The sequence below is a fragment of the Marinomonas gallaica genome, assembly GCF_049821165.1.
GTDB classification, from domain to species: domain Bacteria; phylum Pseudomonadota; class Gammaproteobacteria; order Pseudomonadales; family Marinomonadaceae; genus Marinomonas; species Marinomonas gallaica.
Genome location: NZ_CP187511.1, coordinates 1,690,164 through 1,716,224, shown reverse-complemented (window position 1 = coordinate 1,716,224; position 26,061 = coordinate 1,690,164). Strand labels below are relative to the sequence as shown.

Sequence of the window (26,061 nt, the reverse complement as noted above, 5' to 3'; positions counted from 1 at the left end):
GGCCCAAACCAGCCTTTCAAATTAATCCGTCAAAATTCATTAAACTGAAACGCGCGTCATTCTACACTTAGAACATTTTTATAAAAACCCAATAGAGCCTGAATCATGATTTAAGTAAGAGGTTTTTTGGCGCACATTTCATTTCGGTTGCATTTATATGACTTTAATGTGACAGCAATGTTACAACCAATACCATTCTGAATATTTTATTAAATTTAGGCAAAAAAAAGCCCCAAAAGGGGCTAAAAAGTTAGAATTGGGGGGCCAATTCTCAGGGTAAAAAGTAACTGGGACTTAGAAGAAGCCCATTGGGTTAATATCGTAGCTTACTAACATATTCTTAGTTTGCTGATAGTGATCAAGCATCATTTTGTGGTTTTCTCGACCGACACCGGATTTTTTGTAACCACCAAATGCTGCATGTGCTGGGTATTGGTGGTAGCAGTTCATCCACACTCGGCCGGACTGAATACCGCGCCCCATGCGATAAGCGCGATTGGTGTCACGGGTCCATACGCCAGCACCCAGACCAAACTCAGTATCGTTGGCTATCGCTAACGCTTCAGCTTCATCTTTAAAGGTAGTCACGGATACAACAGGACCGAAAATTTCTTCTTGGAAGACACGCATGTCATTGGTGCCTTTGAGCAGTGTTGGCTTAATGTAAAATCCATCATTGAAACCCTCAACCACTTCTTGATCACCACCAACAAGTACCTCAGCCCCCTCATCGCGGCCAATTTTTAGGTAACTTAGGATCTTCTCAAACTGCTCTTGTGACGCTTGAGCCCCCACCATGGTGTCAGTATCCAGTGGGTTCCCACGTTTAATCTTTTCAATGCGGTCTATGACAAGCTTAATAAAATCATCGTACATATCTTCTTGGATCAACAAACGCGACGGACAGGTACATACTTCACCTTGGTTAAAGAACGCCAATACGGCACCTTCAACACATTTGCTAACAAACTCGTCTTCAGCGTCCATGATGTCGCTAAAGTAGACATTAGGTGATTTTCCGCCTAACTCGACAGTGGATGGTATAATGTTTTCAGCGGCACATTTTAGGATGTGTGAGCCAACGGGGGTAGAACCAGTGAAGGCAATTTTGGCGATTCGTTTACTGGTTGCCAACGCTTGTCCGGCCTCTGCGCCGTAGCCGTTGACTATGTTGAGCACGCCAGCGGGTAACAAGTCACTAATCAATTCAGCTAATACTAAAATAGAAGCAGGTGTTTGTTCGGCAGGTTTTAGCACCACACAGTTACCCGCAGCGAGCGCTGGTGCTAATTTCCATGCTGCCATGAGCAAAGGGAAGTTCCACGGGATAATCTGACCCACAACACCTAGTGGTTCGTGAAAGTGGTAGGCGACGGTGTTCTCGTCGATTTCACCGATGGAGCCTTCTTGAGCACGAATAGCCCCCGCGAAATAGCGGAAGTGATCCGCTGCAAGTGGTACATCTGCAGCTAAGGTTTCTCGGACTGACTTCCCATTATCCCAAGTGTCCGCGACTGCCAAAACTTCTAAATTTGCTTCAATGCGATCAGCGATTTTTAACAGCACTAATGAACGCGCTTGAACCGATGTTTTACCCCAAGCCTCTTTTGCAGCATGCGCTGCATCAAGTGCAAGGTTAATATCTTCTTCGGTAGATCGAGGAATACGACAGAATGGTTTACCATCGACAGGGCTGACGTTGTCAAAGTATTCACCTTTAACTGGGGCTACCCATTCGCCACCGATAAAGTTTTCATACTGCTCATTAAAGCTAACAACGCTGCCTTCAGAACCTGGTTTTGCATAGATCATACTGTTTACTCCGGTTATTGTTGTTTTCAGTAATTCAATTACTATGCATTCAATGTAGACCTATGTTTTGGAAGTTTCTTGTCTGACAGTCTAAAAAACTTGTCTAGCAGTCCATAAACGTTGACCGTACTCTATAATTTAGGTTAATCATTAAACAACCCTTACTCAGCACTACCATCAAACAACAATTAAAGAGGTGTGTATGACTCATCAAATTGCGAGCCTTGGGACGCTGCGACAGCCCACAAAGCTTGTAGAAAACCGCGTTTGTTTTGCTGGCCCACACGCCGAACTCAGCATCTATGATACTTATGAACAAGCAGAGCGAGTTAGCTTGAAATCGGATTCACTACTCTATTGCGGCATGGTCACTGGCGCCAAAGTAATGCATACCAAAAGTGAAGAAAACATTCCCTTTCTACCGCATGAATCCTTTATTCTCGCACCTAAAGAAGAAGTCTTTATCGATTTTCCGGAAGCGTCACTAGATCGACCCACAACCTGCTTAACCGTTGAAATATCTCAAGAGCGCATTGCACAAATATGCGATCGCATGAATGATGTGACTAACATGAATGGTTTGTCGCTAATCAATCCAAATAAACCACTGCACGCACTACACACACAAGGCACGCAACAGGTACTGGATCGCCTAGTAAGCGACTTTGTACAAAATGACCCTGACCGCGATTTGTTGGTCGATTTTGGGGTCAGCGAACTGGTCACTCGTATTTTGCGTCATCATGGCCGTGAAGCCTTACTACAATTCACTAAGCTAATGCCCGATGCCAACGGCTTAACAAATGCGTTAAGCTTTATTGAATCAAACTTAGCTATGCCGTTGGACATTGATCAGTTAAGTAAGCTCTCCTGTATGAGCCGAAGCCGCTTTTATCAAGAATTCAAACGTCACCTTGGGTGCACGCCTAACGAATATCAGCATCAACGGCGCATGAGCGTTGCCTTGGAGTTTTTAAAACAAAAACGTTCTGTAACAGAGGTCAGTATGGAGCTAGGCTATCAAAGTTTGAGCCACTTCAGTCGTCGCTTCCATCAACATTTCGGTGTATCGCCACGCCAAATCCAGAGTCAACTCAACCTGCAACACTAGCCCCTCTTTTATAGTGATTATAAGGGAGTATCCAAAAGCTCCCTTCGTTTTCCCTGACGTTAGTTGATACTATTAACTTCATTCTACTGTTTATGGTGATATAAGGGATCTCCATGCCATCCTTACCTGATTCGCTGCTCAGCCAGCCTAATTTTATACATTTTTGGACTGGGCAAATCGCCTCTTCTTTCGCATTTCAGATGCTTGCTGTCGGCATTGGCTGGCAAGTCTACGATTTAACCGGTAGTGCGATGGCACTTGGTTTAGTAGGGCTATTTCAATTTTTACCACAGCTTATGCTGACGCTTGTGGTTGGACATATAGCAGATCGATATAACCGTCGTCTTATCTGTGTTTGTACTCGTTTAGCCATGGCTGCAACCGTTGGCATATTGGCCTACGGAAACATATCAGACACAGTATCAGCAAACATGATCTATACCTGCGCGGTTATGCTAGGCACTGCGCGTGCTTTTGAAATGCCTGCAGGACAAGCTATTTTACCTAACCTTGTCCCCCCAGAACTACTTTCTAAAGCCGTAAGCGCTATCGCTTCAGCCCGCGAAATATCCGTGATTGCAGGGCCTGCTTTAGGTGGTGTCATCTATTTACTGGGCGCACCTACACTCTATTTTACTAGCATGGCTTGTTTTTTAGTGTCTTGCTGTATTTTGTTTTTCTTACATTACAACTATGTATCCAAAGGAAAACAGCCCGTGAACCTGCATCATTTATTTGGTGGATTACGCTATATTAAAAATAACAAACTGATTCTTGGATCCGTATCTCTGGACATGTTTGCGGTGTTATTGGGCGGCGCAACAGCCCTACTCCCTATTGTCGCAAAAGACATTTTGCAAACGGGTCCTTGGGGGCTTGGCTTACTACGTTGTGCGCCAGCAGTGGGCGCACTATTAATGTCTGTCTATTTGGCTCGACATCCTTTAACCCACAGTGTTGGAAAAATCATGTACGCCGCCATCGCCCTATTTGGCTTAGCCACCATTGTATTTGGGTTATCGGAACATTTACTTCTATCTATGTCAGCACTGTTTGTATTGGGCGCCTCAGATATGATCAGCGTAGTCATTCGCTCAACCTTAGTTCAATTGGAAACACCGGATGATATGCGAGGACGAGTCAGTGCCGCCAATTCAATCTTCATTGGCAGCTCAAATCAGCTTGGGGAATTTGAATCGGGTGCAACGGCGGCGTTATTTGGCACTGTACCAGCCATTGTGCTTGGAGGCTTTGGCACGATCGCTGTAGTCGGTATATGGGTGTACTTATTTCCCAGCCTATTCCACCGCAACGCTCTAGAGAATGATAATGAACCCACAAAACCAGCATAGAGATCATATATCGGCGTATTGACTAAGATGAGCGCAACATTCACACAAAATGTATAGGTGGGCATAAATTTCAGGCAAAAAAAAAGCCGATCTAAATAGATCGGCTTTTTTAAATTTGGTGCGGAAGGAGAGACTCGAACTCTCACGCCGTGAAGCACTGGAACCTAAATCCAGCGTGTCTACCAATTCCACCACTCCCGCAAGGAATGAGGCGTATTATAGGGATACGCATTTTAAGGTCAAGTATTTTTTAGCGCTTTTATAAAAAAAGCGACTCGACTTAATATAAATAAATGCTTTATGTATCAACCATTTATTTTAGGCAATAAAAAAGCCGATCTATTTAGATCGGCTTTTTTAAATTTGGTGCGGAAGGAGAGACTCGAACTCTCACGCCGTGAAGCACTGGAACCTAAATCCAGCGTGTCTACCAATTCCACCACTCCCGCAAGGAATGTGGCGTATTATAGAGAAACGCTTATACAGGTCAAGCTTTTTATTTCATTCTTTAACCACTAAGCGTCAAACCTCTAAATAGACTATATAAAATACATTAGTAAACCACACTTTACTGATAAGTTTACTGACAATTTCACGTGTCGTCTTTATAATGCCCGCGTCAATTTCGGAGAGTTATCTTATGTGGATCTTATTGGCCATGACTGGCCTATGGGCATTTTCATTCAGCCTGATCGGTGTTTATCTTGCGGGGCAAGTAGATGCTTGGTTTTCTGTTTTAATGCGCATAACACTTGCCATGCTCGTATTCTTGCCTTTCATTAAGCTTCGCCAAACCCCTAAGCCACTGGCTTTGAAACTTATGGCGATAGGTGCTTGCCAGCTAGGCGTAATGTATGGCCTGTATTACCAATCATTCTTGCATCTTTCGGTGCCAGAGGTGCTTCTATTTACGGTGATGACACCTATTTATATCGCTTTGATCAACGATATTCTCGAGCGCCGCTTTCACCCCACTTACATTATCAGCGCCATCATTGCTGTCGCCGGAGCCATCAGTATCCGCTATCAAGGCATTGATGAAGGCTTTATCCAAGGTTTCTTACTCGTTCAGGGCGCTAACCTATGTTTTGGTTTAGGACAGGTTGCGTACAAACGTCTTATGGCGAATACCAAAACAGAGCTTCCACAATTAACGCTGTTTGGATGGTTTTTTATTGGCGCATTTATTGTTGTTGTACCGTGCTTCTTATTACTCGGTAATACCGATAAGCTACCAACTACAAACCTTCAATGGGGGATTTTAGTGTATCTCGGTGTGATCGCATCAGGAGTAGGCTATTTCGCTTGGAACAAAGGCGCCACGTTGGTCAACGTAGGCGCCCTAGCAGTTGCAAACAATCTGCTGATACCTGCGGGAATCTTGGTAAACGTTTTATTTTGGAATCGTGATGCCGATATCGTTCGTTTAGCCATTGGCGGCGGCATCATTTTGTTCGCACTTTATCTCAACGAGTGGTTTATCAAAAAAAACGAACGAGCAAAGCTAACCACCGCTAAGGCGTAAGCTAGGGTTTAGATCAGCTCAGTACATTAAAAAAGGGAATCGAATGATTCCCTTTTTTAATGTACTGAGCGCATCGAATGATTTAATTCGCTAGAAATTCACTACGCGTTTTATCGCTACGTTTGAACAGACCACCTAGGGCCGTAGTTTGAGTCGATGAGCTGGCATCCATCACGCCACGCGCTTTGACACAATAATGCGTCGCGTTAATGCTTACCGCCACATTGTCTGTTTCAAGCAATGCTTGCAAAGTCACCAGAATCTGTTGAGTAAGTCGCTCTTGTACCTGTGGACGCTGACCAAAGAAACGCACGATTCGGTTGATCTTTGATAAACCAATGATTTTGTTCTTCGGTAAATACGCCACTTTTGCTAAGCCATCGATGGTGACAAAATGATGCTCGCAAGTACTGGTAAACGAGATATCACTGACCTTAACCATCTCGTCCACTTTCATTTTATTTTCAATGACAGTGATTTTTGGAAATTGGCCGTAATCAAGCCCAGAGAAAATCTCTTTCACATACATTTTTGCGATTCGGTGCGGAGTCTCTGACAGACTGTCATCCGTTAGATCCAAGCCTAATGTGTAGACAACATCTTCAAACGCAGATTTGATACGCTGATACTTTTCTTCTGTTGTAAACCCGTTGTCTATCATTGGCGTTTCAAGGCCATGCTTGATGAGCGCATCACGAACACGACTCGCTTCTTCGGAAAGCGCAATAGTGCTAACTTTATTGGTTTCTGCCATTGCAGTTGTCATATCAATACCTTGTCTCGCTAATTCGTTGATTCATGATGCCTAGAGCGTCATAGCTTGCTTAGTAAAGCCAAATGACGACCTCCGCCAAAAGCCAATGTACGCTTGGTCATGTAACGACTACTTAGGAGGTATTGTACCGCTGCAACCCCTTCCTGTTCACCTGGTTCTAGGCATAATAACGATTTTTTTAATGCTTTCTGCTGATATTCCTTATTGTCGCCTTCCTGAAACATCAAAAGTGATGGTGCAATTGCATTAACTTTTACATTGGTTGCCAACTGGCGAGAGAAGGATAAACTTAAATTAGCTAGGCGCGCTTTGCTAGCAGCGCACGCAATATGCTTATCACTGCCTTTTCCCGCCACATAGTCGGTTAAATATATATATTTGCTCATTCTGCCATTTTGGCAGCGTTAATGAGTAAATTCCTGCTCTAACACACTTATTACGATTGCGTAATACTTTTAAGCTTCAATCATACATCAAGCCATTTTTTTCATTTGATAACGCAATCAAATTTAGGTTGATTCGCAAAAGTAGTCTAACTTTTATAGATCCTTAACCCATGCCTACTCTTAACGATGGAGCGCACTATGAGTTCACAAGAAAAGCTACCTAGCATCCCCCAAGCGGCATTTGATTGGTATGACGAGTACGCTCACGGTGATATCGACCGCCGTACTTTTATTCGCCGTTTATCAACGCTAGGCGCAGCAGGAATTACAGCATCGGCAGTATCAGCTGCTTTACTACCGAATTACGCTTTAGCAGAACAAGTCTCATTTAATGACCCACAGATTTCAGCTCGTTATGTTGAAATTGATGCACCCAATGGACATGGCAAAGCGCGCGGCTATCTAGTAACCCCCGTTGGTGTAAGCAACGATAACCCAGCCCCAGGCGTCATTGTGGTCCATGAAAATCGGGGCTTAAATCCCTACATAGAGGACGTCGCTAGACGTCTTGCTAAAGACGGATTCGTCGCCTTCGCACCTGATGCGTTGTTTCCATTGGGAGGCTATCCAGGCAATGATGATGAAGGCCGAGCAATGCAAAAGACCTTGGACCGAGACAAGATTCTAGGAGATTTCAGTGATGCGGCCACGTACCTTAAATCATCTTCCATCACGACCAATAAACTTGGCATTGTTGGTTTTTGCTTTGGGGGTTATGTTTCCAACCAATTAGCCGCTTCTTGGCCTAATATGATTGATGCTGCTGTCCCATTTTACGGCACACCGCCAACGACTGACTTACAAAATTTAAAAGGTCCTCTCTTGCTACACTTCGCCGAACTCGATCAACGGGTCAATGCAACATGGCCCGATTACGAAAGTGCTTTAAAAACCATGGGAGTGGATTATCAGGCGCATATGTACGAACGGGTTAATCATGGTTTTCATAATGATTCCACTGCTCGGTACGATGAAGACAGCGCCGAACTGGCATGGCAGCGCACTGTCGATTTTTTCAAGCTTCAACTAACCTAACAACCCTCATCTAAAAATAACAAAGGCCTTTTTGGAAGGCCTTTGTTTATGACGCATCGCTTACGTTTATTATATTGCTGCAGGCATGATGTCATTTTTGCAAAAATACACGCCATTACTTGGCAGAACATGCTGCCACATCGCCGTACTCAGTTCTTCGATCGGCGTTTTTGCGCCAGCAGCGACCCACTCAGCAATACCACGAGCAACATTCGGGTAGGCAACTCTGACGACTTTGGCATTATCAAGCCAATCACGAATCACATCTGACGATAAAGCACTCGTCGAACTCGCAAACCTTAAACGCTCCAATGCTACGACATTAGACAGTTGCTCCACCTGACCTTGTAAGGGTTTCACCATAATTCGTCGCCCCAAATGCAGCGCTTCAGAGTTTAATTCAAATCCTGCGTTGCAAAGTACAGATTCACATTCTCTTAAGTTTTTCTGGAATCCCTCTCGGCTAAAGGGAAAGACTTCGATATTTCCGTAAACACCTGGATCAATGTCTTTGCAATGCATTCTGAAACGGTGTGACGTGACACTTTCCAAGCACTCCATAACCTCTTCACTGTTTTCAAACGGTAGATATACCAATACGTTATTGTCTGCAGCAGAGTTCATCGAATATTGACTAGAATGCTGAATAATAGGCGGCAAAATAGGCTTATCAAAATGATGCCAATGTACCCCGATACCTTGCGCTACTGGTGCAAAATTGGACATTACCCAGGCACCAAGCACATCCCCTTTAAACTTAGGAATATCATGTTGAAAGGCATATTGATGACCAACACCAATACAGTGTTTGCCTTGTCGCTTGGCCGCCCACGCGGTAATCGGCTCAAAATCCGTTAGGACAAGATCATAAGAGGACAAGTCTAATGCACGAATATCGCGAAATAATTGAACTATCTGAGCTTTTCGATACGTTGCCAACAAGTTCACCTTGCCATCTTTAGCAACAAACGATAATCCACTAAACGCACGAAACTCACCAAAACATTGCATATCAAAATAGTCACTTCTATCTCTTCCTGAAAAGACATAATCCACTTTGATACCGAGTCGCTCGAACTCAACACTCATTGCTCGGGCACGGGTAATGTGACCATTTCCGGTGCCCTGTACCCCATATAGAATTTTCATGCTAAAGCCTCAAATGTCACCATGGCACATGTTGTTCCCAACAAAGCCCCCATTGCCGTATCCGTTGGAAAGTGCACGCCTAAAAAGATTCGAGACATAGCCACCATGGCAGACCAGCTGTAAAAGCTCATATAAAATTCAGGAACCCATTCACTCAAGCAGTACGCCATAAAAAAGGCACCTGAAGTATGTCCGGATGGAAAGGAAAATTGATCAGAAGGACGGATAAAGCTCGTAAAGTCATCCAGAATGTCGGCGGGACGGTTTCGTTTAAAACTCTTTTTCAGAAGCAGATACAGTATGCGCTCAATTGTGAAACCTACAGCAACGATCAAAGCACATTGAGAATACCCCATAGACCACATTGAGATGGCTAATAAGACGTACAAAGGCCCATCAGCAGACATTGAAACAACACGACTTGCTCGTGTCATAATTTGGCGATGCTTACGTGCCATCAGCCAATAAAACGTCGATACGTCCATGTTGTGAATGCTGTTCAGTATGTTCATAACCCCCCGCCTCTACACGTCTTCTATACTTACAACATAGAAAGTTTGGGTGTCATTTTCGTGGCAGGAGGATGATGCTTTTATGACAAAAAACGCTCCCGAAGGAGCGTGTAATACAAATATGATGTTCTACTTATTAAAACAACTATAACCAGTTCGACAACATAATTCCTAAACCGAATGAGCGCGTGTAGTTATCATAGTCTAATAATGACTGCCCATACCCTTCGAAATATTGCGCGTAACCGCGCGCCTTGCCCCACATTGGAAAACTCACGCCCAGCTGCACTGCTCCACGATTGTCGGAAAAATTAAGATTGTTGCGCAGTACCAAATCGTATGTCACATCATTGTCCACATGCACAATGGTCAACTCGCCATTTCCCATGTAGTCATCAATATCTGGGTTGTCATCGTCCTCATCGGATTCAGGAATGCGATACCAAGGTTTGAACGACACAACCGTGTTATTACGTTCAAATATAAAATCCGCGTACACTCGATTCCATGATCTAGACAGAGGATCAGCACGACCATTAGATTGATGATTGATGCCGTAATTAATGTGTTTTAGCTCAGTCCCCCAAAAAGAAAAATTGGGCTCCGTGGTAATGAAGGCCTCCGGTTCGTAATTTGTATCTCGAAATGGGGCAGATATTTCACTATTGTAGGCTTGCCAATAAGACTGCTGCGTGTAAGCAAACCACAGTTTAGAGTCTCGACCCAGTACCCCTTTTGCAACCGGAAATTTAAAACTCAATTGGAACTTAAACTCTACATCCTGTAATTCATTGGACTCAATACTGTTATATGTGCCGCGATCCCCTGTCTTTTGTCTGTAATAAACAGGCAGAAAATAATTAGGACGGTGAGGCGTTAAAACAAAAGGTTCATTGGAGGTTCTTTCTTCTCGCTGAACACGCTGCTCAATCATGCCATTGGCTTTTCTAGCGCGCTCAGCAATTGGCTCAGGCACATCAGGTTCCATCGATGATTTCGTTTTTTGCGTTGTACTAGAATCGTCTATTGACGGTTGATCTACTGCCCAAGCACTAGAGAAAACCCCTAAGCTGATTAAGAGCATACTTACCTTTCGCCAATTCATGACCTGATCCTGCCTATTGAAATGTTTATTTAATAAAGGGTAATTAACTAGAAAAGACTTTGCGGATGTAACTGTCTTGCACCATTTCACATATCTCTACTGACAGGCTAACCTGTTTCACGGCAAAGCGGCACAAAGCATCAAGGACAGACTGTGAAAGTTGAGATTTCTGTTGCGATGTTCGCCCAGGCAACAGTCGGATTGTTACATGCACAAAGGCATCCTGAACTCCACCCGTTATAAAATGCTTACAGGCAAAAGCGCGCAGTTTAATATCATTCGCTTCAAATAAGTTCGACTCAAGACAAGCTTGCTGAACCGCCTCCATCCAATCTAGTGGTGGCACTTCTTGCTCAAGATTTTGGCTGTACTCAATAATACAATGCGGCATAGTGACTTCCTTTTATTGTTTTATAACGAAAGTATTAGTACCCAAGCTGGGTATTCACCGTGTCAGGTAAAACCCGCAAATGGCGGTAGTTACGAACATTTTGAGCCACTATTTCACTTGCACTTTGCACTGTCGTAGGGGCCGATATATGAGGCAGAACGGTGACTTTAGGATGAGTCCAAAATGTATGCGAAACGGGCAAAGGTTCGTAGGCAAATACATCTAATACAGCATGCTGAATATGCCCACGATTGAGGTCATAAAGCAAAGCTTCATCATCAATGATTCGTCCTCGCGCAAAATTAATCAGTTTTGCCCCTGGCTTTAATTTGCTTAAGTTCTCGAAGCTTAAAAGATTTTCTGTGGCCGGGGTGTGAGGCAATAAACAGATTAAGATATCGCTTCGCCCTAATACCCTATCAAGACCTTCACTCGTTGAAAACGTTTCAATCTGGTCAATCGTTTTCTGACTTCGGCTCCAAGCAATCACATTAAAACCGAGCTTCGCTAACAACAATGCAGCCTCTTTACCTAACTCACCTAGGCCAAGCACGCCAACCGTTCGTTCACTAGCAGAAATATAAGGCAATGGCTGCCAAACTGCTTTTGCTTGCTGCGCAGCGTATTCTGGCATATCTCGATGTAGGTATAATGTCCATGCTAATACAGCTTCAGCCATCGTCTGACTAAGTTTAGGGTCAACTAACCGAACAATACTAAAATTATGAGTCACTGGGCTTTGGAGTATTTTTTCAACTCCCGCCCACACACTGTGAACCCAGACCAGATTCGGCAGTGTTTGCAACTCTTCTGGGTCTGGATTCGCAACTATGGCAATGTCGACTAATTGACGTGCTTGATCGTTAAGCATTCGTAAAGGAAGAATCGTCTCATCAGGCATTAACTTAGATAAAGCTTGTAACCAAACATTCTCATCGGATTCGTTCATCGTACTTACGAAAGGAATAGTAGGGGTTGTTATCATGCTTCAGCCTCCATTATTTCGTACTACTCTGCTGTATTCTGAACTCAGAGTGCAGCAGATGAATTTTCACAAAATGACTCGAAATCGACCGCACACATAGGTCGACCAAAGTAGTACCCCTGATAGGTGTAACAACCCATTAATTTCAGTTGTTTAAAATGCTCATTTGTTTCTACGCCTTCCGCTAATACTTTCAAGGATAAGGCATTAGCCATGGCAATCACAGCTAAAACAATTGCGTAATCATCCTTATCAGCAATTAAGTCGCGAACAAAAGACTGGTCTATTTTAAGGCGATCGATAGGTAAATCTTTCAGATATTTGAGCGAAGAATAGCCCGTACCAAAATCGTCGATTGACAAACTAATTCCCAGAGAGCGAATTTTCTCCATTTTAGACAAAGCACTGTCCAAATCCGTCATCAAGGTATTTTCAGTGATCTCAATATCCATCAACTTAGCAGGTAAACCACTTTTTGTGAGGGCAAACATAATATCATCGATCAGACTTTCATGCGCAAATTGCAGCGGGCTCACATTTATCGATATGCGCCAATCTTCTTGCCAAACACCTTGCTGAAGCCACGTCGCTACTTGTGATGTAGCCTGCTTTAAAACAATCCGGCCAATATCATGAATTAAGCCAATGTCTTCAGCGATACCGATAAAATCCATTGGGGAGACGCGGCCCATATCTTTATCATCCCAACGCAATAATGCTTCGGCACCAATGATCTCGCCTTTTTCATTATTTTGAGGCTGGTAATAAACCTCAAACTCTTCATTTTTAACCGCGCGATACAGTGACTTCTCCATTTTCAAACGCGCATCAGACAGCGATTGCATGTCCTCTTGGAAAAAAGCAAAGGTGTTTCGCCCGAGCTCTTTCGCTTTGTAAAGTGCGGTATCCGCCTGACGAACGATGATAGCAGTGGACTCTTCACTTCCATCAAAAAATGAAACGCCCATACTTGCTGTTATATGCAAATCATGACCACTTACATGTTTGAGATCAGAACAAGACGCTAACACCCTTTGCATAAAGCTAATAATAGGAACATTGCTCTCATTCATGGAGCCACGAACGTGGCTCCACAAAAAGACAAATTCATCCCCCCCCATACGGGCAAACGTGGTATTGGGCGGAACTAGCGGCAATAAAGACTCAACAACTTCCACTAAAAGCTGGTCACCAACATTGTGGCCTAGTGCATCATTGATGGTCTTAAAGCGGTCTAAGTCTAAAATGATCAAAGCCCCAAAATGACCTTTTGCCATATGGTCCATGGACTTCTGTAAATGATCAATCATCAATGTTCGGTTAGGCAAACGTGTTAACGAATCGTAATACGATAAACGATTGATTCGCTGTTGCGCTTCTTTTCGCTCAGATAAATCTCGCATTAGCAGTACAACCTCTGTTTCACCTTGTACTCTGTATTTGCTAATACGAATTTCAATTGGAATAAAATGTTGGTTAGTCGATAAGGTAGTCTCCGCCGTCATCACCTCATCGACAGGTAAATTATGCAACGACTCTTCTAGAGACACCCAAAAGCTTCCACCCTGCAAACTGGCTAAAGAGATACCTGTTAACTGCTCTGAAGGAAGACCCATCAGTTTTTCGGTGGCTTCGTTTACAACACAAATCGTTAACGCTTCATCCAAGACAATGATGCCATCTGCTGCGTGACTGATCATTGCTTTAGAGTGCTGATGGCTTCGCTCTAATGCATCAAGAGCACTGGTTAAACGACGCCACAATTCACTAAATGTCGACTTTAAACGACCCAGTTCATCGTGCCGATGCAGGGCGTCAAATGAAGGTGGCATCACCACATTTTGGTTTTCATCGACACGACTGATCGACCACGTAAGCTGTTTGAGTGGACGTGTAACAATAAAATAAAAAAGCAGAGAAAGAATAGACGCCAGTAAGATATCTTTTATGAGGTTTTGTATGAAAAGGTGGCTGTTAAAACCAATAATTTGCTCTATTAGATAACGTCGATCGAGCTCAACTTGAATGATCCCCAGCTGTATTTCTATACCACTGTAATTCAGATTACGGGTTACCGTTAACTCATCTCGTATTAAAAAGTTCGCTATCTCACCACTCCAAGAGGGCTCCATATACGGCGCACTGGCTTCAGAAAATACGTTATTGTTTTCATCAAAAACAACGGCTTTAGCTATAGCAGGATTATACAGCAGGCTTTCGACTTGCTGTTGGGCAAAGGCTTTATCTAAACGAAACAACGCTTGAGCCAACGGTCGCTCAACAATGGACAAAAGATCGTTAAACTCTTTTTGAATTCGGTAAGGCTCTTGCTGGATAGTTTGGTAAGATTTGAAAAAGCTAAGAACTAGGCTCAATACTACGGCCAGTATAAATGTGGCCAGCGATTGTTTTATATACAGTGATCGATTCAATTTTGATGCCATTACTGCCCAGCCGCTGTCGATAAACACAGTACCTATTTGGTACACCTAACTCTAACGATAGAGAAAGACTATACAGCGTTAAGGGTTGTATTAAAACAACCCTTAACATGACATAAAACAGAATTATCACACAATTGTATAAGCTTATTATTCTCTTCGACTAGTACCATTAAGTTTTTCAAAATCAGCTAGATACACATTAAGGATTGCTAATTAAGATCTTGTGAAAACGTTGCTTCTTCTAAACTGCATTAGAAGTCAAGCTACCGGTAGACAGCTTCGATTGCTTTAGATGATATTGGGACAAAATCAAAGCCACCACAAACACTCCGGACAAAATCAGCCAAGAACCAAGCACAACTCCTATCCAACCTCCAGCCTGCCAAAATGGATCTAAGTAGAACCCACCTACACTTGCCCCTAAATAGTAAAATACTAGGTACAAAGACGATGCGCTGGCTTTTGCCTGATGAGCATTTTTGCTTACAAAGCCACTGGCCGTGGAATGACATAAAAAGAAGCCAAAACAATTAATCAGCAAACCAATAATGATGCTAGTTAACGACCCGTATAAAGTGATCGCAGATCCTAGCATCAGTATAAGTGTACCAAGTGCCATAATTTTTGGTTGCGAACAATACGCCGCTAACTTTCCCGAGAACGCTGACCCTATCGTCCCGGTCAAATAGGTTAAAAAAAGCAGGCTGACATACGTGGCAGACAAAGAGTAAGGCTCAGCTTCTAAAACAAACGTAATATAGCTGTACTGATTAATGAATATGAAAAAATTAAAGCCGCCAATCAAATAGCACATTAACAAAATAGGATTGCTTATATGCAGCTTTACATTCGTGAATAATGTAGCAGGGCGAAAACGCTTAGCATGAAAGTTCTCGGAATTTGGCAGTAATACCCAGAACAGAAAGAAACATACCATACTGACAATAGACATTACGAAAAACGCCGCAGAAGGCCCCTGCCATTCACCCACAAACCCGCCAATTAAGCGCCCCCCAATACCGCCGATCGTATTGCCACTAATATACAAACCAACGGCTACAGCCATCGCTTGCGGACGATATTCATCACCCAGATACGCAACGGCAATAGCAGGCAAACCAGCGAGAAAAAATCCCTGTAAAGCTCTAAGTAATAGCAGCTCACTGTATTGAGTAACAAAACCAAGAGAAAAAGTCGTCAGTGTCACCCCAAGCAACGCCATGATCATAATATTTTTACGGCCTAACGCGTCAGATAAGGGCCCGTAAACCAGCAAAGATAAGCCTAAGGTCAAAGTGGTAATGGTAAAGCTGCTTGCGGCTTGGAGCTCGGAAATCGAAAACTCATGCGCAATCATTGGCAACAAGGGCTGAGTGACATAGACGTTCGCAAAAACCATAAACGAACCAATCACCAGTGCTAATGTACCGCGCCAAAATGCCCAACTACCTGTATCAATCACCTTATCCACTCCGATAATAGAAGAATAAAACGACTATACGTATTATATTTGCATCAATAAAATATATTTAAATTATGGATTGGATAACATAAATTGATAGAAATAAAACCTATACGCTATTTTTTAGCCGTAGCGGAAGAGCTCAGTTTTACACGTGCAGCGGAACGACTGCACATTGCTCAACCCGCCATCAGTATGGCAATCAAAAAGCTTGAGAAAGAAGTCGGCGTCGACCTTTTTCATCGACAAGATAGAAAAATCAGTCTTACCGATGAAGGTCGCGTACTGCTAAATTATGCAAAAAAACTCATTCAGCAAGCAGACGAAACGGCACTCGCTATGCAAGAGCTTAGCGGTCTTGAAAAAGGGGAAGTACGCGTCGGTATCCCAAGCATGCTTGGCTCGTACTACTTCCCTCCAATATTAATGGCATTTCGACATCAGCACCCGAACCTGACTCTGCAAGTCATTGAGGGTGGCACATGGAAACTTCAACAAATGCTGGAAGTCGGAGAAATTGATTTAAGCGTTATCGTCGCAGAGAAGCCCAGCGAACAACTTGAAACACGTGCCTTGCTTAAGGAACAAATGATGGTCACGGTTAATCAAGAGCACCCTTTCGCACAATATGAAAGCGTCACGTCTGAGCAATTTTTTAAAGAAGAATTGGTGATGTTTAAAGAAGGTTATTTTCATCGCAGAGTCATTGACCGACTGGCACAAGAACAAGGGGTCACACCGAACTTTGGCTTTGAAACCAACCTTATTCCATTGATCAAATCCATCGTCAAACAAGGTTTTGGTATTACCACCCTACTTGGGATGGTCATTGAAGAAAATGACCAGCTTGTTACCCGCCCTTTTTCGGAAGCAGTATGGCTGGACATTAACATCGCTTGGCGCAAAGATGGTTACTTGTCCAAAGCAAACGCAGCCTTTCTGTCCTTCTTAATTCAAGAAACAGAACATAAAAAGCCAGCGTAAAACGCTGGCTTTAATACTACTATTTTATGTTATTTAGTTTGGTATAAGCGCTCTTCTACTAAGCGTGACCCCTGCAAAGAACGACACGTCTTTGCACCGGCCAAGATTGCGAGATCCAAAATAGGCTCTAATAGCACAACGCTTAAGTACGCCATACCAAATGTCGCGACTGAATTAAGGTTTTCAGCGCCAAACCCCTGACCATAGAATGCCCAAAAGGCAACCCAAGCAACGATCCCGCCTTGATACGTTAAAGACAGGCGCAATGCTTGGCTATAACGGATATCGACGTACGCTGTTTTCTCAGAAATAGTTCGACGTGCGATGGCCGTCATCGCAAATAAAGGCAATAACAACGTGGTTACGTTCATGGCGTATTGAGGCAGATCAAACGGTGCGAAAAACACTCCTTGTAACAATAACCCCACACTTAGCCCGATCGCTGCTGCAGCCGAGCCAAAGATCAAAAACAGTGTTGATCCCAATATAAAGTGCACTTCCGATACACCTACTGGCTGTTTTGGAAACACTTCAAAAAAGATAAATACCAGCAAAACTGACATCAATGCCCGACTTAAAAGGCTGACTAAGCCATCTTTTTTGATCGTGTCTAATGAAGATTTTGCGGCAATAGCAAAAGCCAATGCCGCAGTTGCGTAACTCAATCCTAGCTTAGCGCCTGTGACAACGCCTGGTTCGATATGCACAATGTGCCTCCTAATGGTTTTCATACCACCCGTATGAGAAAAGAACAGAAGTCAAATGGCCGGTCTCCGGACTCGGTAACGTTTACAGCCACCTTCCCAAAAATCAGTGGTGACTGCCGTGCAATCCTTGCTGTTACCTACCGTTGCGGGGGCAGTATAGGATCATCAGCACTGGCTGATTCCCTATTTCCCGTTTCACTTTTTACAAAGCACCGTTCAACAGGCGCACTTTAACAACTTTAGAGGCAATAAAGAACTGAGTATATTTACTGATCCGAGTGGTTTGATTCATGAGTACGCGAAAATAATAGCTCTGATAATCGGCTACGTTCGTCCATTTTTTGTTCTAACGAGCGAAATAGGCCCGTACGATGAAAAATTGCCCCAGCGACAAAGCCGATGACACTACCCAGCACAATATCAATCATGCGATGCTCAAGTAACACCGACGCATCCATCCCACTTGAGGTAATCTCTGCCATAATGACGGTCAAAGGCGTGATAAAAATCACCGCCAGTCCGTAATTTTTGACGATTAAAACTTCGACTATGGTTTGCAGCGCACATATCCAAAGAGCCAGTACGATGGGTGATGGATGAAACGCGAAAATAAAACTGGCAAGCAGCATCCCGATAGACGTCCCTACTATACGGTGGATATTACGATGCCAAACCATTCGGAACGTCGCACCCTGTAATATCGCCGCACACGAGATCGGCACCCAATAAGGATTGTCAAGATCCAAACTCAATGCGAAAGCATAAGCACCGCTGATGCAGATACTTAAAAATAACGCTTCTAATAATATAGCGTTTACTCTCGGGTCGACTTCTACTGGGATCGAGGTCGTTTTGTGTGCACCCGTACAAAGGCTGTAAATAAATGCCATTAATACAGCCCATAACCCACCTAATGCAATCAAGCCAACTCGCATGGGAATTGCTGCAAACTCAAACGGCATTGCCATCGCGACACACGACGACAAAATAAAGAAGAAACTGCCTGGTGGAGGAAGCCGATAGTAGCGCGTGATCACAATAACGGCTAATGCAATTAGAAATAACCCAACCGGAGCTAATCCAGGTACCGCAGCGGCAAGCGTCGCAACCGTTAAACACGCCATAAAACCAAACGTACACAGAATCATCGTCAACATTCGAGACGTTGTACGATTTGGGCTCATGTATAAAAATACCATCGCGCCTAAGCTCGCAATCATGGCATCATTAAATGTCCCAGTTAACGCACCAATAACAGCGGGCGCGCCAATCGTGACACCAGCCGTCACAGGTAAATGCCATGGTCGACTTGCCTTATTCAAAGCCACTAGACCTTTTAGGGTTGTTCGAATACTCACTTAATTGAGCCTTTTAAAATTGAATCATTAATAGGTAGATCACTTTATAATAAAATAAATATTTCATTGATTAAAAAGTGTTTGTATCGTGTAAAAACCTTATAGCATCTAACTGTCATTTGCACATTTAAAAAGGAACGCCCAATGAACCTCTCGTTGCAGACTAAAATCACCCTACAAAGTATCCTTGCAACAATGATCGTAACCATTGCGGTAGCTTGGTTAGCATTTAGCAAGTTTGATACTGCCAATCAAAATAGCATTCAATCCGAGTCCGCCTCACAAGCCTCCGCTATTAATATATACCTAACCAACTGGTATAACGACCGCGAAAGCACCATGCAAGCCATTAAGCAGCACCTACAGACAAAACTTTCGCAAGGAGAAAACGAGACCGATATTTTACCCATTTTGCAACAAGCGCAATCAAGCCTTGGGTTTGGTATGACTTTTTTGGGTCTGGAAAACGGCCATATGTATCGTCATGATCCAAGCTTGAACAGTGCGGATTACGACCCTAGAGCTCGGTCTTGGTATAAAGAAGCCAAGTCTTCTAATGCCGCCTATGTCACAGCACCTTATGTTTCTGCGTCGACAGGAAAGCTGTCGATGACCTTTGTGCAGCCGATCATCGTCAACGGAAAATTCATTGGCGCCATTGGCGGGTTGGTGTTCTTAGATGATTTGCTCGACCGCATTCTCGAACTGGATGTTCTTGGTGACGGTGAGCTGATACTAATAGGCCAATCCGGTGAAATATTAGCAAATCAAAATAAAGACCTGATTCAGAAAAACATTACCGAAACAGACTATTCGATTACGCCTGCAGACCTAAAACAAGCGGCCACTTCTTTTACCTACAAAGAAATTGATCTAAACGGATCTACTAAGTTTGCCTATCTAAAAGAGCTGGGAAAAACGAACTGGACGTTAGCACTGATCATGGATAAAGACACTCTGATGGCGCCAATACACGATTTTGCAAAAACTGCATTACTCTTCGCCATCATTTTGCTAATCATCATTTCCATTGTCATCTTTAAAGTATCTCAGCTACTTTTAAAAGGCTTGCGTACTGTAACAGCTCGCTTACAAGACATCGCAGAAGGAGACGCGGATCTAACGGCGCGAATTACTGTCAATAGCCGTGACGAAGTCGCCGACCTCGTAACTGGGTTTAACCAATTTGTTGAGCGATTGCAAGGCACTATTAATAATATAAAATCCATTGAAAACCGTCTATCAAAGCAATCCCAATCTATCAATTCTACCTCTAGTCACAGTCATGACCGCTTAATTGCTCAACAAAGCAGCATTACGATGGTCGCAACCGCGGTCCATGAAATGGCGCAAGCAACACAAGAAATTGCTACCAATGCTCTGGAAACTGCCCGCAATGCTGATAACGCGGTTTCATCCAGTGAAGCCGGACAAGCCCAAATAGATGCCAGTCAGCGTAGTATTCAGCAACTAGCCAACGAAGTCAGTTCCGTTTCAACGGTCATCCAGCGTGTTAGCCAAGATGCAGAAAACATAAACTCTATTCTGAATACGATCTCGGGAATCGCAGAGCAAACTAACTTGCTGGCCTTAAACGCGGCCATTGAAGCCGCTCGTGCAGGTGAACAAGGGCGAGGATTTGCAGTTGTAGCGGATGAAGTTCGTGTTCTGAGTCAGCGCACTTACAGTTCCATAGAAGAAATCCAAAAAATGATCGAAAACCTGCAAGTCAGCAGTGGTAACGCCGTCACACAAATTCAGCGTAGCCATGATCAATCAGAGCGCAGCGTCGAAGATATTCGTACCGCTCGAGAAAGTTTCGATGATATCAAGCAACTTATAACCAGTATTAGCGACCGTGCGACTCAAATAGCCAGCGCCACGGAAGAACAAACCAGTGTTTCAAAAGATATCAGTGAAAATACAGCGGAAGTGGATGAAGGCGCTCGTGAAATGGTGACTTTTGCTCAGGAGAATTCAGAAACAGCCAAACAACTGGCACAGTTGACCAATGATCTAAAAGAAAACGTACATTACTTTAAAAGCTAAAAGCACTATAAATAAAAACGCCCAGCATAAAGCTGGGCGTTTTTATTTGGATTGATCTACACCGCAAAAGGTGCAACACCAATTAATAATCCGTGTAGATAAAATGCAACAGCAACGTACGCTAATACGCCCACCACCACGGCAATAAAGTCATACTTGAAATCTGGCGCCAAAAACGTCTCACCTTGCTGCTTAATACGACGTCGTGAAATCACGAAGTTCGCTACCGCCCAAGCTAAAAAGCTACCGAAAAGTACGACATCCGCGGTCGTTCCATTGCTGATTAAATGAGCAAATGCCCAGAGTTTTATACCGACCACCATTGGTACACCAACACGGGCCTTAATCTTCGAATACGGCATAGCGGCAGCGGCGATATAAATAAACGCGAACAGGATGATTAGCGCAGCAACATGACGCGTCCAAACAGGAGGAACCCATAACCATTCGGCACTGTAACGAGCATATCCATACCCCATGATCGTTGTCAGCAACCCGATAATAGCGACGACAGCATGCAGCATTTTCCAGTTATTTTCACCTAACTGCTGCATCATAAATTCCCGCCAATCTGGGGCGAATAAACGTATCGAATGAATCCCAATAAACAATACCAATCCAACCAGCAATAATGCCATAGAGCACTCCTATAAAGTCATCTCTCAGTGTTAAGCATGACGTATGCAAATATGGGCCAAAAACGCCTTTTTATGGTGCAAAAGCGCCTTATTCGTATACGATATTTCCTTTCTTAATCAGTCAATTATACAGTCTTTACAGTGTATAAATGCAGCCCCTATACATTCCGTTTTCTTTGCGCTTTCTCGACAGCAAAATCACACTGTTGTGCTTATTAATCATTATCATAATAATTAGATAACTAGGCTAGCTAAGTAACTGTTTAAGCTGAACCTACCCACTTTTTTTGAGACTCGAATTGTTCACTTTTATGAAAAAACTCACCACGTTCACATTACCACTGATTGCATCCGTGTGCTTTAGCTCAGGGCTCATGGCAGAGAACAATACAGCTTCGCTATCGGCATCCGACTCAGTGGAAGATGCTAACACCTCTGAAATGAATCAAGGCTACAGTTTCAATCGCAAAACAGTCATTGACTTGGCACAGCAGCTCGCACAACAGCCGATGCAAGATCCAGCTCGAGCGCCTGATGCTCTAAATAACCTTGATTACGATACTTATCGCCAAATTAATTTTCAGCAAAACCAAGCCGTGTGGGGCAAATCCCCTACCCAATTTTCTATTCAGCTGTTTGCTCCTGGCTTTCTATATAAAGACTTAGTGGAAATCGACGCGGTTGAGAGTGGTAAAGCGTATCCGATACAAGCAACTAAGGATTCATTTGTAACGCCTACAGATGAAATCGATCAACTTATTTCAGACGTCGGTAAATTTGCAGGTCTACGTTTGCATTATCCGATTAACCGTCCCGATTACAAAGACGAATTTATTGTTTTTCAAGGGGCAAGCTATTTCCGCGCAGTGTCCAAAGGGCAGAATTATGGTATCTCAGCGAGAGGACTGGCACTGGATGTGGCTCAGCCAACAGGTGAAGAGTTTCCGGTGTTTCGTCATTTCTGGATAGAACGTCCTTCCTCTTCGCAACAAGCCATTGTTGTGCATGCACTGCTAGACAGTAAAAGTGTCACGGGCGCTTACCGCTTTGGCATTTTCCCAGGAGCGCCAACACGAATCGATGTGGAAGCCACGCTCTTTCCAAGAAAGGATCTTCAACATGTGGGACTCGCACCACTAACATCAATGTATATGTTTAACGGTGCGATGGATCATCCTGAAACAGAGGATTATCGACGCGCTGTACATGATTCTGAAGGCTTACAAATTCAAACGGGGCGTGGTGAAACATTGTGGCGCCCTCTTATGAACCCTGAGAACCTTCAAATCAGCGCATTCATGGATCAAACCCCTCAAGGATTTGGTTTAATTCAGCGTAATCGAGACTTTGAGGACTATTTAGATTTAGAGGCGCATTACCAAACGCGCCCATCTATCTGGGTAAAACCCCTGAACGACTGGGGAAAAGGTCATGTTGAGCTTGTTGAGATCCCATCAAATTCAGAAGCAAACGATAATATTGTCGCCTATTGGCAGCCTGAGAAAACCTTGAAAAAAGGTGAGCCTTTTAACTATTCATACCGCTTAACGCTGACAAATGACACACCTGTACTGTCTGGTAAACCGCATGTGGTGCGCAGCGCTCAAGGCCAAAAACTCGCCGCTGAGCACCCTCAAGTTGTTATAGATTTTAACAACATTGAAGTCCAAGACATTAACTCTGTCGAAATAGAAGCAAGTATCAGCCAAGGCAATATTATCGAAGCACATGTCGCACCTAACCCTTACGAACAAGGCCTCAGAGCGTTCGTGACATTTGACCCTGACAATGCCAACTCAGCTGAATTACGAGTGCAATTAAAACATGATGACACGCCTCTTGCAGCGACTTGGCTATATCGTTGGTTAAAATAATGATGGATCATAAAATGAAAGAATCAGGACTCTACGCATTACCCAGTGAGGCAAATCTAGACATGCCTCGTCATGAAGTTGATGAACCTAAAAAAGCCGCTAAAAAGCAGAATCAGCGTTTTTTGGTTACAACATTGCTGTCGCGCCTATTTATCATCGCAGTCACCTTTGGGCTATCAGCCTACGGTGCTAAAGAGATGTATGAGGTATTAAGCACTAATCAAATCACTTGGTTACAGTGGTTATTCCTAACGCTTTTCTGCATCAATTTCACTTGGATTTCATTTGCGTTTAGTCAGGCGACATTAGGCCTTATTTTCAAGCTTTCGCCGTTCCGCCAGAAGCGAAGAGAAGAAGATACCGAGAGGGTAACGGCTATTCTATTACCCGTTTATAACGAGGATCCTGTTCGTATTCGTGCGAGTATCGAAGCCATGCATGATGACCTCGTCGAAAAAGCGCCAGGGAAGTTCGCATTTTTTATTCTAAGTGACACAAACCAAGCTGAAAACAGCATAAAAGAGAAACAAACCTTCTACCCTATTTTGAATCAAGACGAGCATGCTTGCCCTATTTACTACCGTCGACGCCTTAATAATGCAGAACGTAAAGCCGGCAACGTCTCCGAGTGGGTCACTCGCTTTGGCAGCGATTATGAATGCATGATCGTGCTGGATGCCGACAGCTTAATGAGCGCCGAATGCCTTACTTCAATGTCACGCCGTATGGCAGCTGAACCTTCTTTAGGTTTGATCCAGACACTACCAACTATTATACGTGCAGATACGCTCTATAGCCGTATTCAGCAGTTTGCCAACCAATGCTTTGGCCCTATCTACGCAGCGGGCTTAACCACATGGCATGGCAATGCGTCTAACTTTTGGGGTCATAACGCTATCATTCGTACCAAGGCGTTTGCAGAGGCTTGCGGACTGCCTATCTTGCCAGGTAAAGCACCATTTGGCGGCCACGTAATGAGCCACGATTTTATCGAGGCGGCATTGCTTCGTCGCGCGGGCTGGGGAGTTCGCTTTGATACCGACTTACAAGCGTCCTATGAAGAAGCACCGCCATCACTTATCGATGTTATGGTGCGAGACCGACGTTGGTGTCAAGGGAACTTGCAGCATAAAGCATTTGTTAATGCGAAAGGGCTCCATTTTGCTTCTCGCATGCATCTAATGACGGGGATTTTTTCTTACTTTAGCGCCGTTTTTTGGTTTGCGCTGATCTCAGTCGGTTTTGCTCTAGCTGTACAAGCCCACTTTGTTCGCCCTGAGTACTTCAGTAACTTATCGCTTTTCCCAAACTGGCCAGTATTTGACTTTGAAAAAGCTCGATCACTGTTTGTGCTTTCCATGGCGCTAGTATTAGCTCCTAAACTTTTTGGCTGGCTTAATGCCATGCTTCATTGGCGCCAGTGCCGAAAATTTGGCGGCCCAATCATGTTGACATTGGACACATTACTAGAGGTCCTTGTCTCTGCATTGTATGCCCCTATTCTGATGTTCTCTCAATTCCTCGTCGTAATGGATGTCCTTAAAGGAAGAGACAGCGGCTGGAAGCCTCAATCGCGTGATGACGGTGCTAATAAATGGTCTGAAACGACCCGCGCTCATATTTATCACACTATTTTTGGTCTACTTCTAGCTGCAAGCGCCTATTTTTTAAGCGCACAATTATTTTATTGGTCTCTACCTATCACATTCGGACTTATTTGCTCTATTCCCTTGTCTTGGTTAAGTGGTGGCGCTAAACGCGGTAACTTGCTATCGAAACTTGGCTTACTAAAAGGTCCAGAAGAACGACGACCAACAGCCATCGTTAAACGACTTGAGCAAAAAATACATCAATTAGATCAGAATAATCCGCTAGACTTGGATCAAGACGTGCCACTTAAAAGCTACATCGACAATGTCAGCTTTTACACGTGGCACTTAGCTCAGTTACCGGAGCAGGAAGGCCAACAATTCGACCGTCATAAAGTTTGCGCCGCTTGGCAAATAGAGAACAGCGACAGTATTGAAGAGCTTATGAGTCATTTAAATGAACAAGAGCATCTGGCCATTATCAAATACCGATCCCTATTCGTGAAGTTGCAGAAGTTTTTACCAAAAAATAAGGCCTGCGCCTAATCCCCAAAACCGCTACGCTGTAGCGGTTTTTTTTTATACTGAAGCACACAGATATAACCACTATGATGTGTATTTCTAGGTTAATATAAAAAAGAATGAATCACGCATAACTTCAGTAAGTGGCGCTTACCTCTCCCCATTCAGCCTATTTTCATGACATAGATTAATAAATATCTCTTATTGAACACACGTATCTCTCATAAATTGATCTA

General features: G+C 43.7%; 21 protein-coding genes, 2 tRNA genes and 1 riboswitch. Of the genes, 8 read left to right on the top strand and 15 right to left on the bottom strand.

Going from position 1 to position 26,061, the window contains the following annotated elements; genetic code table 11:
• Window positions 1–294 precede the first annotated feature (294 nt).
• The gene (exaC, locus tag ACPUEK_RS08030) at window positions 295–1,812 is read right to left on the bottom strand and encodes an acetaldehyde dehydrogenase ExaC (protein ID WP_067214978.1); all 1,518 of its coding nucleotides are present in this window, start codon (window positions 1,810–1,812) and stop codon (window positions 295–297) included.
• 202 nt (window positions 1,813–2,014) lie between these two features.
• Between exaC and ACPUEK_RS08025 the strand changes: the two genes are divergently transcribed.
• Together ACPUEK_RS08025 and ACPUEK_RS08020 are read left to right on the top strand one after the other, a co-directional pair.
• Window positions 2,015–2,923 (top strand): AraC family transcriptional regulator, encoded by a 909-nt coding sequence (locus ACPUEK_RS08025; RefSeq protein ID WP_067214981.1) that lies wholly within the window; start codon window positions 2,015–2,017, stop codon window positions 2,921–2,923.
• Between the two features lie 113 nt (window positions 2,924–3,036).
• A complete protein-coding gene (locus tag ACPUEK_RS08020) occupies window positions 3,037–4,275 on the top strand; it encodes an MFS transporter (RefSeq protein WP_425642872.1) in 1,239 nt (412 codons plus the stop codon).
• 116 nt (window positions 4,276–4,391) lie between these two features.
• On the opposite strand, the gene ACPUEK_RS08015 is transcribed toward ACPUEK_RS08020, so the two are convergent.
• Window positions 4,392–4,476, bottom strand: a tRNA-Leu gene (locus ACPUEK_RS08015).
• A 163-nt stretch (window positions 4,477–4,639) separates the two neighbouring features.
• A tRNA-Leu gene (locus ACPUEK_RS08010) sits at window positions 4,640–4,724 on the bottom strand.
• Between the two features lie 191 nt (window positions 4,725–4,915).
• On the opposite strand from ACPUEK_RS08010, the gene ACPUEK_RS08005 reads away from it, so the two are divergent.
• On the top strand, window positions 4,916–5,800 hold the full coding sequence (locus tag ACPUEK_RS08005; RefSeq protein WP_067214986.1) for a carboxylate/amino acid/amine transporter: 885 nt from the start codon (window positions 4,916–4,918) through the stop codon (window positions 5,798–5,800).
• Window positions 5,801–5,882: 82 nt separating this feature from the next.
• Here ACPUEK_RS08005 and folE read toward each other — a convergent pair whose 3' ends face one another.
• Together folE and ACPUEK_RS07995 are read right to left on the bottom strand one after the other, a co-directional pair.
• Window positions 5,883–6,566: a GTP cyclohydrolase I FolE gene (gene folE, locus ACPUEK_RS08000; RefSeq protein WP_067034698.1), complete on the bottom strand. Its 684-nt coding sequence runs from the start codon at window positions 6,564–6,566 to the stop codon at window positions 5,883–5,885.
• Between the two features lie 47 nt (window positions 6,567–6,613).
• Window positions 6,614–6,961: an SDR family oxidoreductase gene (locus ACPUEK_RS07995; RefSeq protein WP_425642871.1), complete on the bottom strand. Its 348-nt coding sequence runs from the start codon at window positions 6,959–6,961 to the stop codon at window positions 6,614–6,616.
• 198 nt (window positions 6,962–7,159) lie between these two features.
• On the opposite strand from ACPUEK_RS07995, the gene ACPUEK_RS07990 reads away from it, so the two are divergent.
• A complete protein-coding gene (locus tag ACPUEK_RS07990) occupies window positions 7,160–8,056 on the top strand; it encodes a dienelactone hydrolase family protein (RefSeq protein ID WP_156489004.1) in 897 nt (298 codons plus the stop codon).
• Window positions 8,057–8,125: 69 nt separating this feature from the next.
• On the opposite strand, the gene ACPUEK_RS07985 is transcribed toward ACPUEK_RS07990, so the two are convergent.
• The 7 genes from ACPUEK_RS07985 to ACPUEK_RS07955 all read right to left on the bottom strand — a co-directional run bounded on the left by ACPUEK_RS07985 (window position 8,126) and on the right by ACPUEK_RS07955 (window position 16,104).
• Window positions 8,126–9,205, bottom strand: coding sequence for an MJ1255/VC2487 family glycosyltransferase (locus ACPUEK_RS07985; protein WP_067214993.1), 1,080 nt, complete (start codon window positions 9,203–9,205; stop codon window positions 8,126–8,128).
• Entirely contained in the window at window positions 9,202–9,717 is a 516-nt protein-coding gene (locus ACPUEK_RS07980; protein ID WP_425642870.1) for a phosphatase PAP2 family protein, read from the bottom strand. Before ACPUEK_RS07980 ends, ACPUEK_RS07985 begins: the two co-directional genes overlap by 4 nt.
• Window positions 9,718–9,862: 145 nt before the next feature.
• Window positions 9,863–10,822, bottom strand: a complete 960-nt coding sequence (locus ACPUEK_RS07975) for a phospholipase A (protein WP_425642869.1) — start codon at window positions 10,820–10,822, stop codon at window positions 9,863–9,865.
• A gap of 43 nt (window positions 10,823–10,865) precedes the next feature.
• A complete protein-coding gene (locus ACPUEK_RS07970; RefSeq protein ID WP_067215002.1) occupies window positions 10,866–11,213 on the bottom strand; it encodes a 5-carboxymethyl-2-hydroxymuconate Delta-isomerase in 348 nt (115 codons plus the stop codon).
• A 34-nt stretch (window positions 11,214–11,247) separates the two neighbouring features.
• Window positions 11,248–12,198: a 2-hydroxyacid dehydrogenase gene (locus tag ACPUEK_RS07965; RefSeq protein ID WP_425642868.1), complete on the bottom strand. Its 951-nt coding sequence runs from the start codon at window positions 12,196–12,198 to the stop codon at window positions 11,248–11,250.
• A gap of 44 nt (window positions 12,199–12,242) precedes the next feature.
• Complete coding sequence (locus tag ACPUEK_RS07960; protein ID WP_425642867.1) at window positions 12,243–14,642, bottom strand: putative bifunctional diguanylate cyclase/phosphodiesterase; 2,400 nt, start codon at window positions 14,640–14,642, stop codon at window positions 12,243–12,245.
• Window positions 14,643–14,883: 241 nt separating this feature from the next.
• Window positions 14,884–16,104, bottom strand: coding sequence for an MFS transporter (locus ACPUEK_RS07955; RefSeq protein ID WP_425642866.1), 1,221 nt, complete (start codon window positions 16,102–16,104; stop codon window positions 14,884–14,886).
• Between the two features lie 96 nt (window positions 16,105–16,200).
• Here ACPUEK_RS07955 and ACPUEK_RS07950 point away from each other — a divergent pair, with 96 nt between their 5' ends.
• Window positions 16,201–17,088: a LysR family transcriptional regulator gene (locus tag ACPUEK_RS07950; protein WP_425643024.1), complete on the top strand. Its 888-nt coding sequence runs from the start codon at window positions 16,201–16,203 to the stop codon at window positions 17,086–17,088.
• Window positions 17,089–17,117: 29 nt separating this feature from the next.
• On the opposite strand, the gene ACPUEK_RS07945 is transcribed toward ACPUEK_RS07950, so the two are convergent.
• Both ACPUEK_RS07945 and ACPUEK_RS07940 read right to left on the bottom strand, forming a co-directional pair.
• A complete protein-coding gene (locus tag ACPUEK_RS07945) occupies window positions 17,118–17,795 on the bottom strand; it encodes an energy-coupling factor ABC transporter permease (RefSeq protein WP_425642865.1) in 678 nt (225 codons plus the stop codon).
• Window positions 17,796–17,835: 40 nt separating this feature from the next.
• Window positions 17,836–18,027: riboswitch (cobalamin riboswitch) on the bottom strand.
• Between the two features lie 34 nt (window positions 18,028–18,061).
• A complete protein-coding gene (locus ACPUEK_RS07940) occupies window positions 18,062–19,153 on the bottom strand; it encodes an FUSC family protein (RefSeq protein WP_425642864.1) in 1,092 nt (363 codons plus the stop codon).
• 144 nt (window positions 19,154–19,297) lie between these two features.
• Here ACPUEK_RS07940 and ACPUEK_RS07935 point away from each other — a divergent pair, with 144 nt between their 5' ends.
• Window positions 19,298–21,202 (top strand): methyl-accepting chemotaxis protein, encoded by a 1,905-nt coding sequence (locus ACPUEK_RS07935; RefSeq protein ID WP_425642863.1) that lies wholly within the window; start codon window positions 19,298–19,300, stop codon window positions 21,200–21,202.
• Between the two features lie 56 nt (window positions 21,203–21,258).
• Here the strand turns inward: ACPUEK_RS07935 and ACPUEK_RS07930 are convergent, their stop codons facing one another.
• Complete coding sequence (locus ACPUEK_RS07930; protein ID WP_067034751.1) at window positions 21,259–21,840, bottom strand: NnrU family protein; 582 nt, start codon at window positions 21,838–21,840, stop codon at window positions 21,259–21,261.
• 311 nt (window positions 21,841–22,151) lie between these two features.
• Between ACPUEK_RS07930 and ACPUEK_RS07925 the strand changes: the two genes are divergently transcribed.
• Both ACPUEK_RS07925 and mdoH read left to right on the top strand, forming a co-directional pair.
• A complete protein-coding gene (locus tag ACPUEK_RS07925) occupies window positions 22,152–23,714 on the top strand; it encodes a glucan biosynthesis protein G (RefSeq protein ID WP_067034754.1) in 1,563 nt (520 codons plus the stop codon).
• Entirely contained in the window at window positions 23,714–25,849 is a 2,136-nt protein-coding gene (gene mdoH / locus ACPUEK_RS07920; protein WP_425642862.1) for a glucans biosynthesis glucosyltransferase MdoH, read from the top strand. Before ACPUEK_RS07925 ends, mdoH begins: the two co-directional genes overlap by 1 nt.
• Window positions 25,850–26,061 lie beyond the last annotated feature (212 nt).

What these genes read in the sequence shown, in the direction of transcription:
- ACPUEK_RS07975 (WP_425642869.1), bottom strand. Translation starts at nt 10,822, where the DNA reads ATGAATTGGCGAAAGGTAAGTATGCTCTTAATCAGCTTAGGGGTTTTC.
- ACPUEK_RS07935 (WP_425642863.1), top strand. Translation starts at nt 19,298, where the DNA reads ATGAACCTCTCGTTGCAGACTAAAATCACCCTACAAAGTATCCTTGCA.
- ACPUEK_RS07995 (WP_425642871.1), bottom strand. Translation starts at nt 6,961, where the DNA reads ATGAGCAAATATATATATTTAACCGACTATGTGGCGGGAAAAGGCAGT.
- ACPUEK_RS07970 (WP_067215002.1), bottom strand. Translation starts at nt 11,213, where the DNA reads ATGCCGCATTGTATTATTGAGTACAGCCAAAATCTTGAGCAAGAAGTG.
- exaC (WP_067214978.1), bottom strand. Translation starts at nt 1,812, where the DNA reads ATGATCTATGCAAAACCAGGTTCTGAAGGCAGCGTTGTTAGCTTTAAT.
- mdoH (WP_425642862.1), top strand. Translation starts at nt 23,714, where the DNA reads ATGATGGATCATAAAATGAAAGAATCAGGACTCTACGCATTACCCAGT.
- ACPUEK_RS07985 (WP_067214993.1), bottom strand. Translation starts at nt 9,205, where the DNA reads ATGAAAATTCTATATGGGGTACAGGGCACCGGAAATGGTCACATTACC.
- ACPUEK_RS08025 (WP_067214981.1), top strand. Translation starts at nt 2,015, where the DNA reads ATGACTCATCAAATTGCGAGCCTTGGGACGCTGCGACAGCCCACAAAG.
- ACPUEK_RS07925 (WP_067034754.1), top strand. Translation starts at nt 22,152, where the DNA reads ATGAAAAAACTCACCACGTTCACATTACCACTGATTGCATCCGTGTGC.
- ACPUEK_RS08005 (WP_067214986.1), top strand. Translation starts at nt 4,916, where the DNA reads ATGTGGATCTTATTGGCCATGACTGGCCTATGGGCATTTTCATTCAGC.
- folE (WP_067034698.1), bottom strand. Translation starts at nt 6,566, where the DNA reads ATGACAACTGCAATGGCAGAAACCAATAAAGTTAGCACTATTGCGCTT.
- ACPUEK_RS07965 (WP_425642868.1), bottom strand. Translation starts at nt 12,198, where the DNA reads ATGATAACAACCCCTACTATTCCTTTCGTAAGTACGATGAACGAATCC.
- ACPUEK_RS07980 (WP_425642870.1), bottom strand. Translation starts at nt 9,717, where the DNA reads ATGAACATACTGAACAGCATTCACAACATGGACGTATCGACGTTTTAT.
- ACPUEK_RS07960 (WP_425642867.1), bottom strand. Translation starts at nt 14,642, where the DNA reads ATGGCATCAAAATTGAATCGATCACTGTATATAAAACAATCGCTGGCC.
- ACPUEK_RS07990 (WP_156489004.1), top strand. Translation starts at nt 7,160, where the DNA reads ATGAGTTCACAAGAAAAGCTACCTAGCATCCCCCAAGCGGCATTTGAT.
- ACPUEK_RS07930 (WP_067034751.1), bottom strand. Translation starts at nt 21,840, where the DNA reads ATGGCATTATTGCTGGTTGGATTGGTATTGTTTATTGGGATTCATTCG.
- ACPUEK_RS08020 (WP_425642872.1), top strand. Translation starts at nt 3,037, where the DNA reads ATGCCATCCTTACCTGATTCGCTGCTCAGCCAGCCTAATTTTATACAT.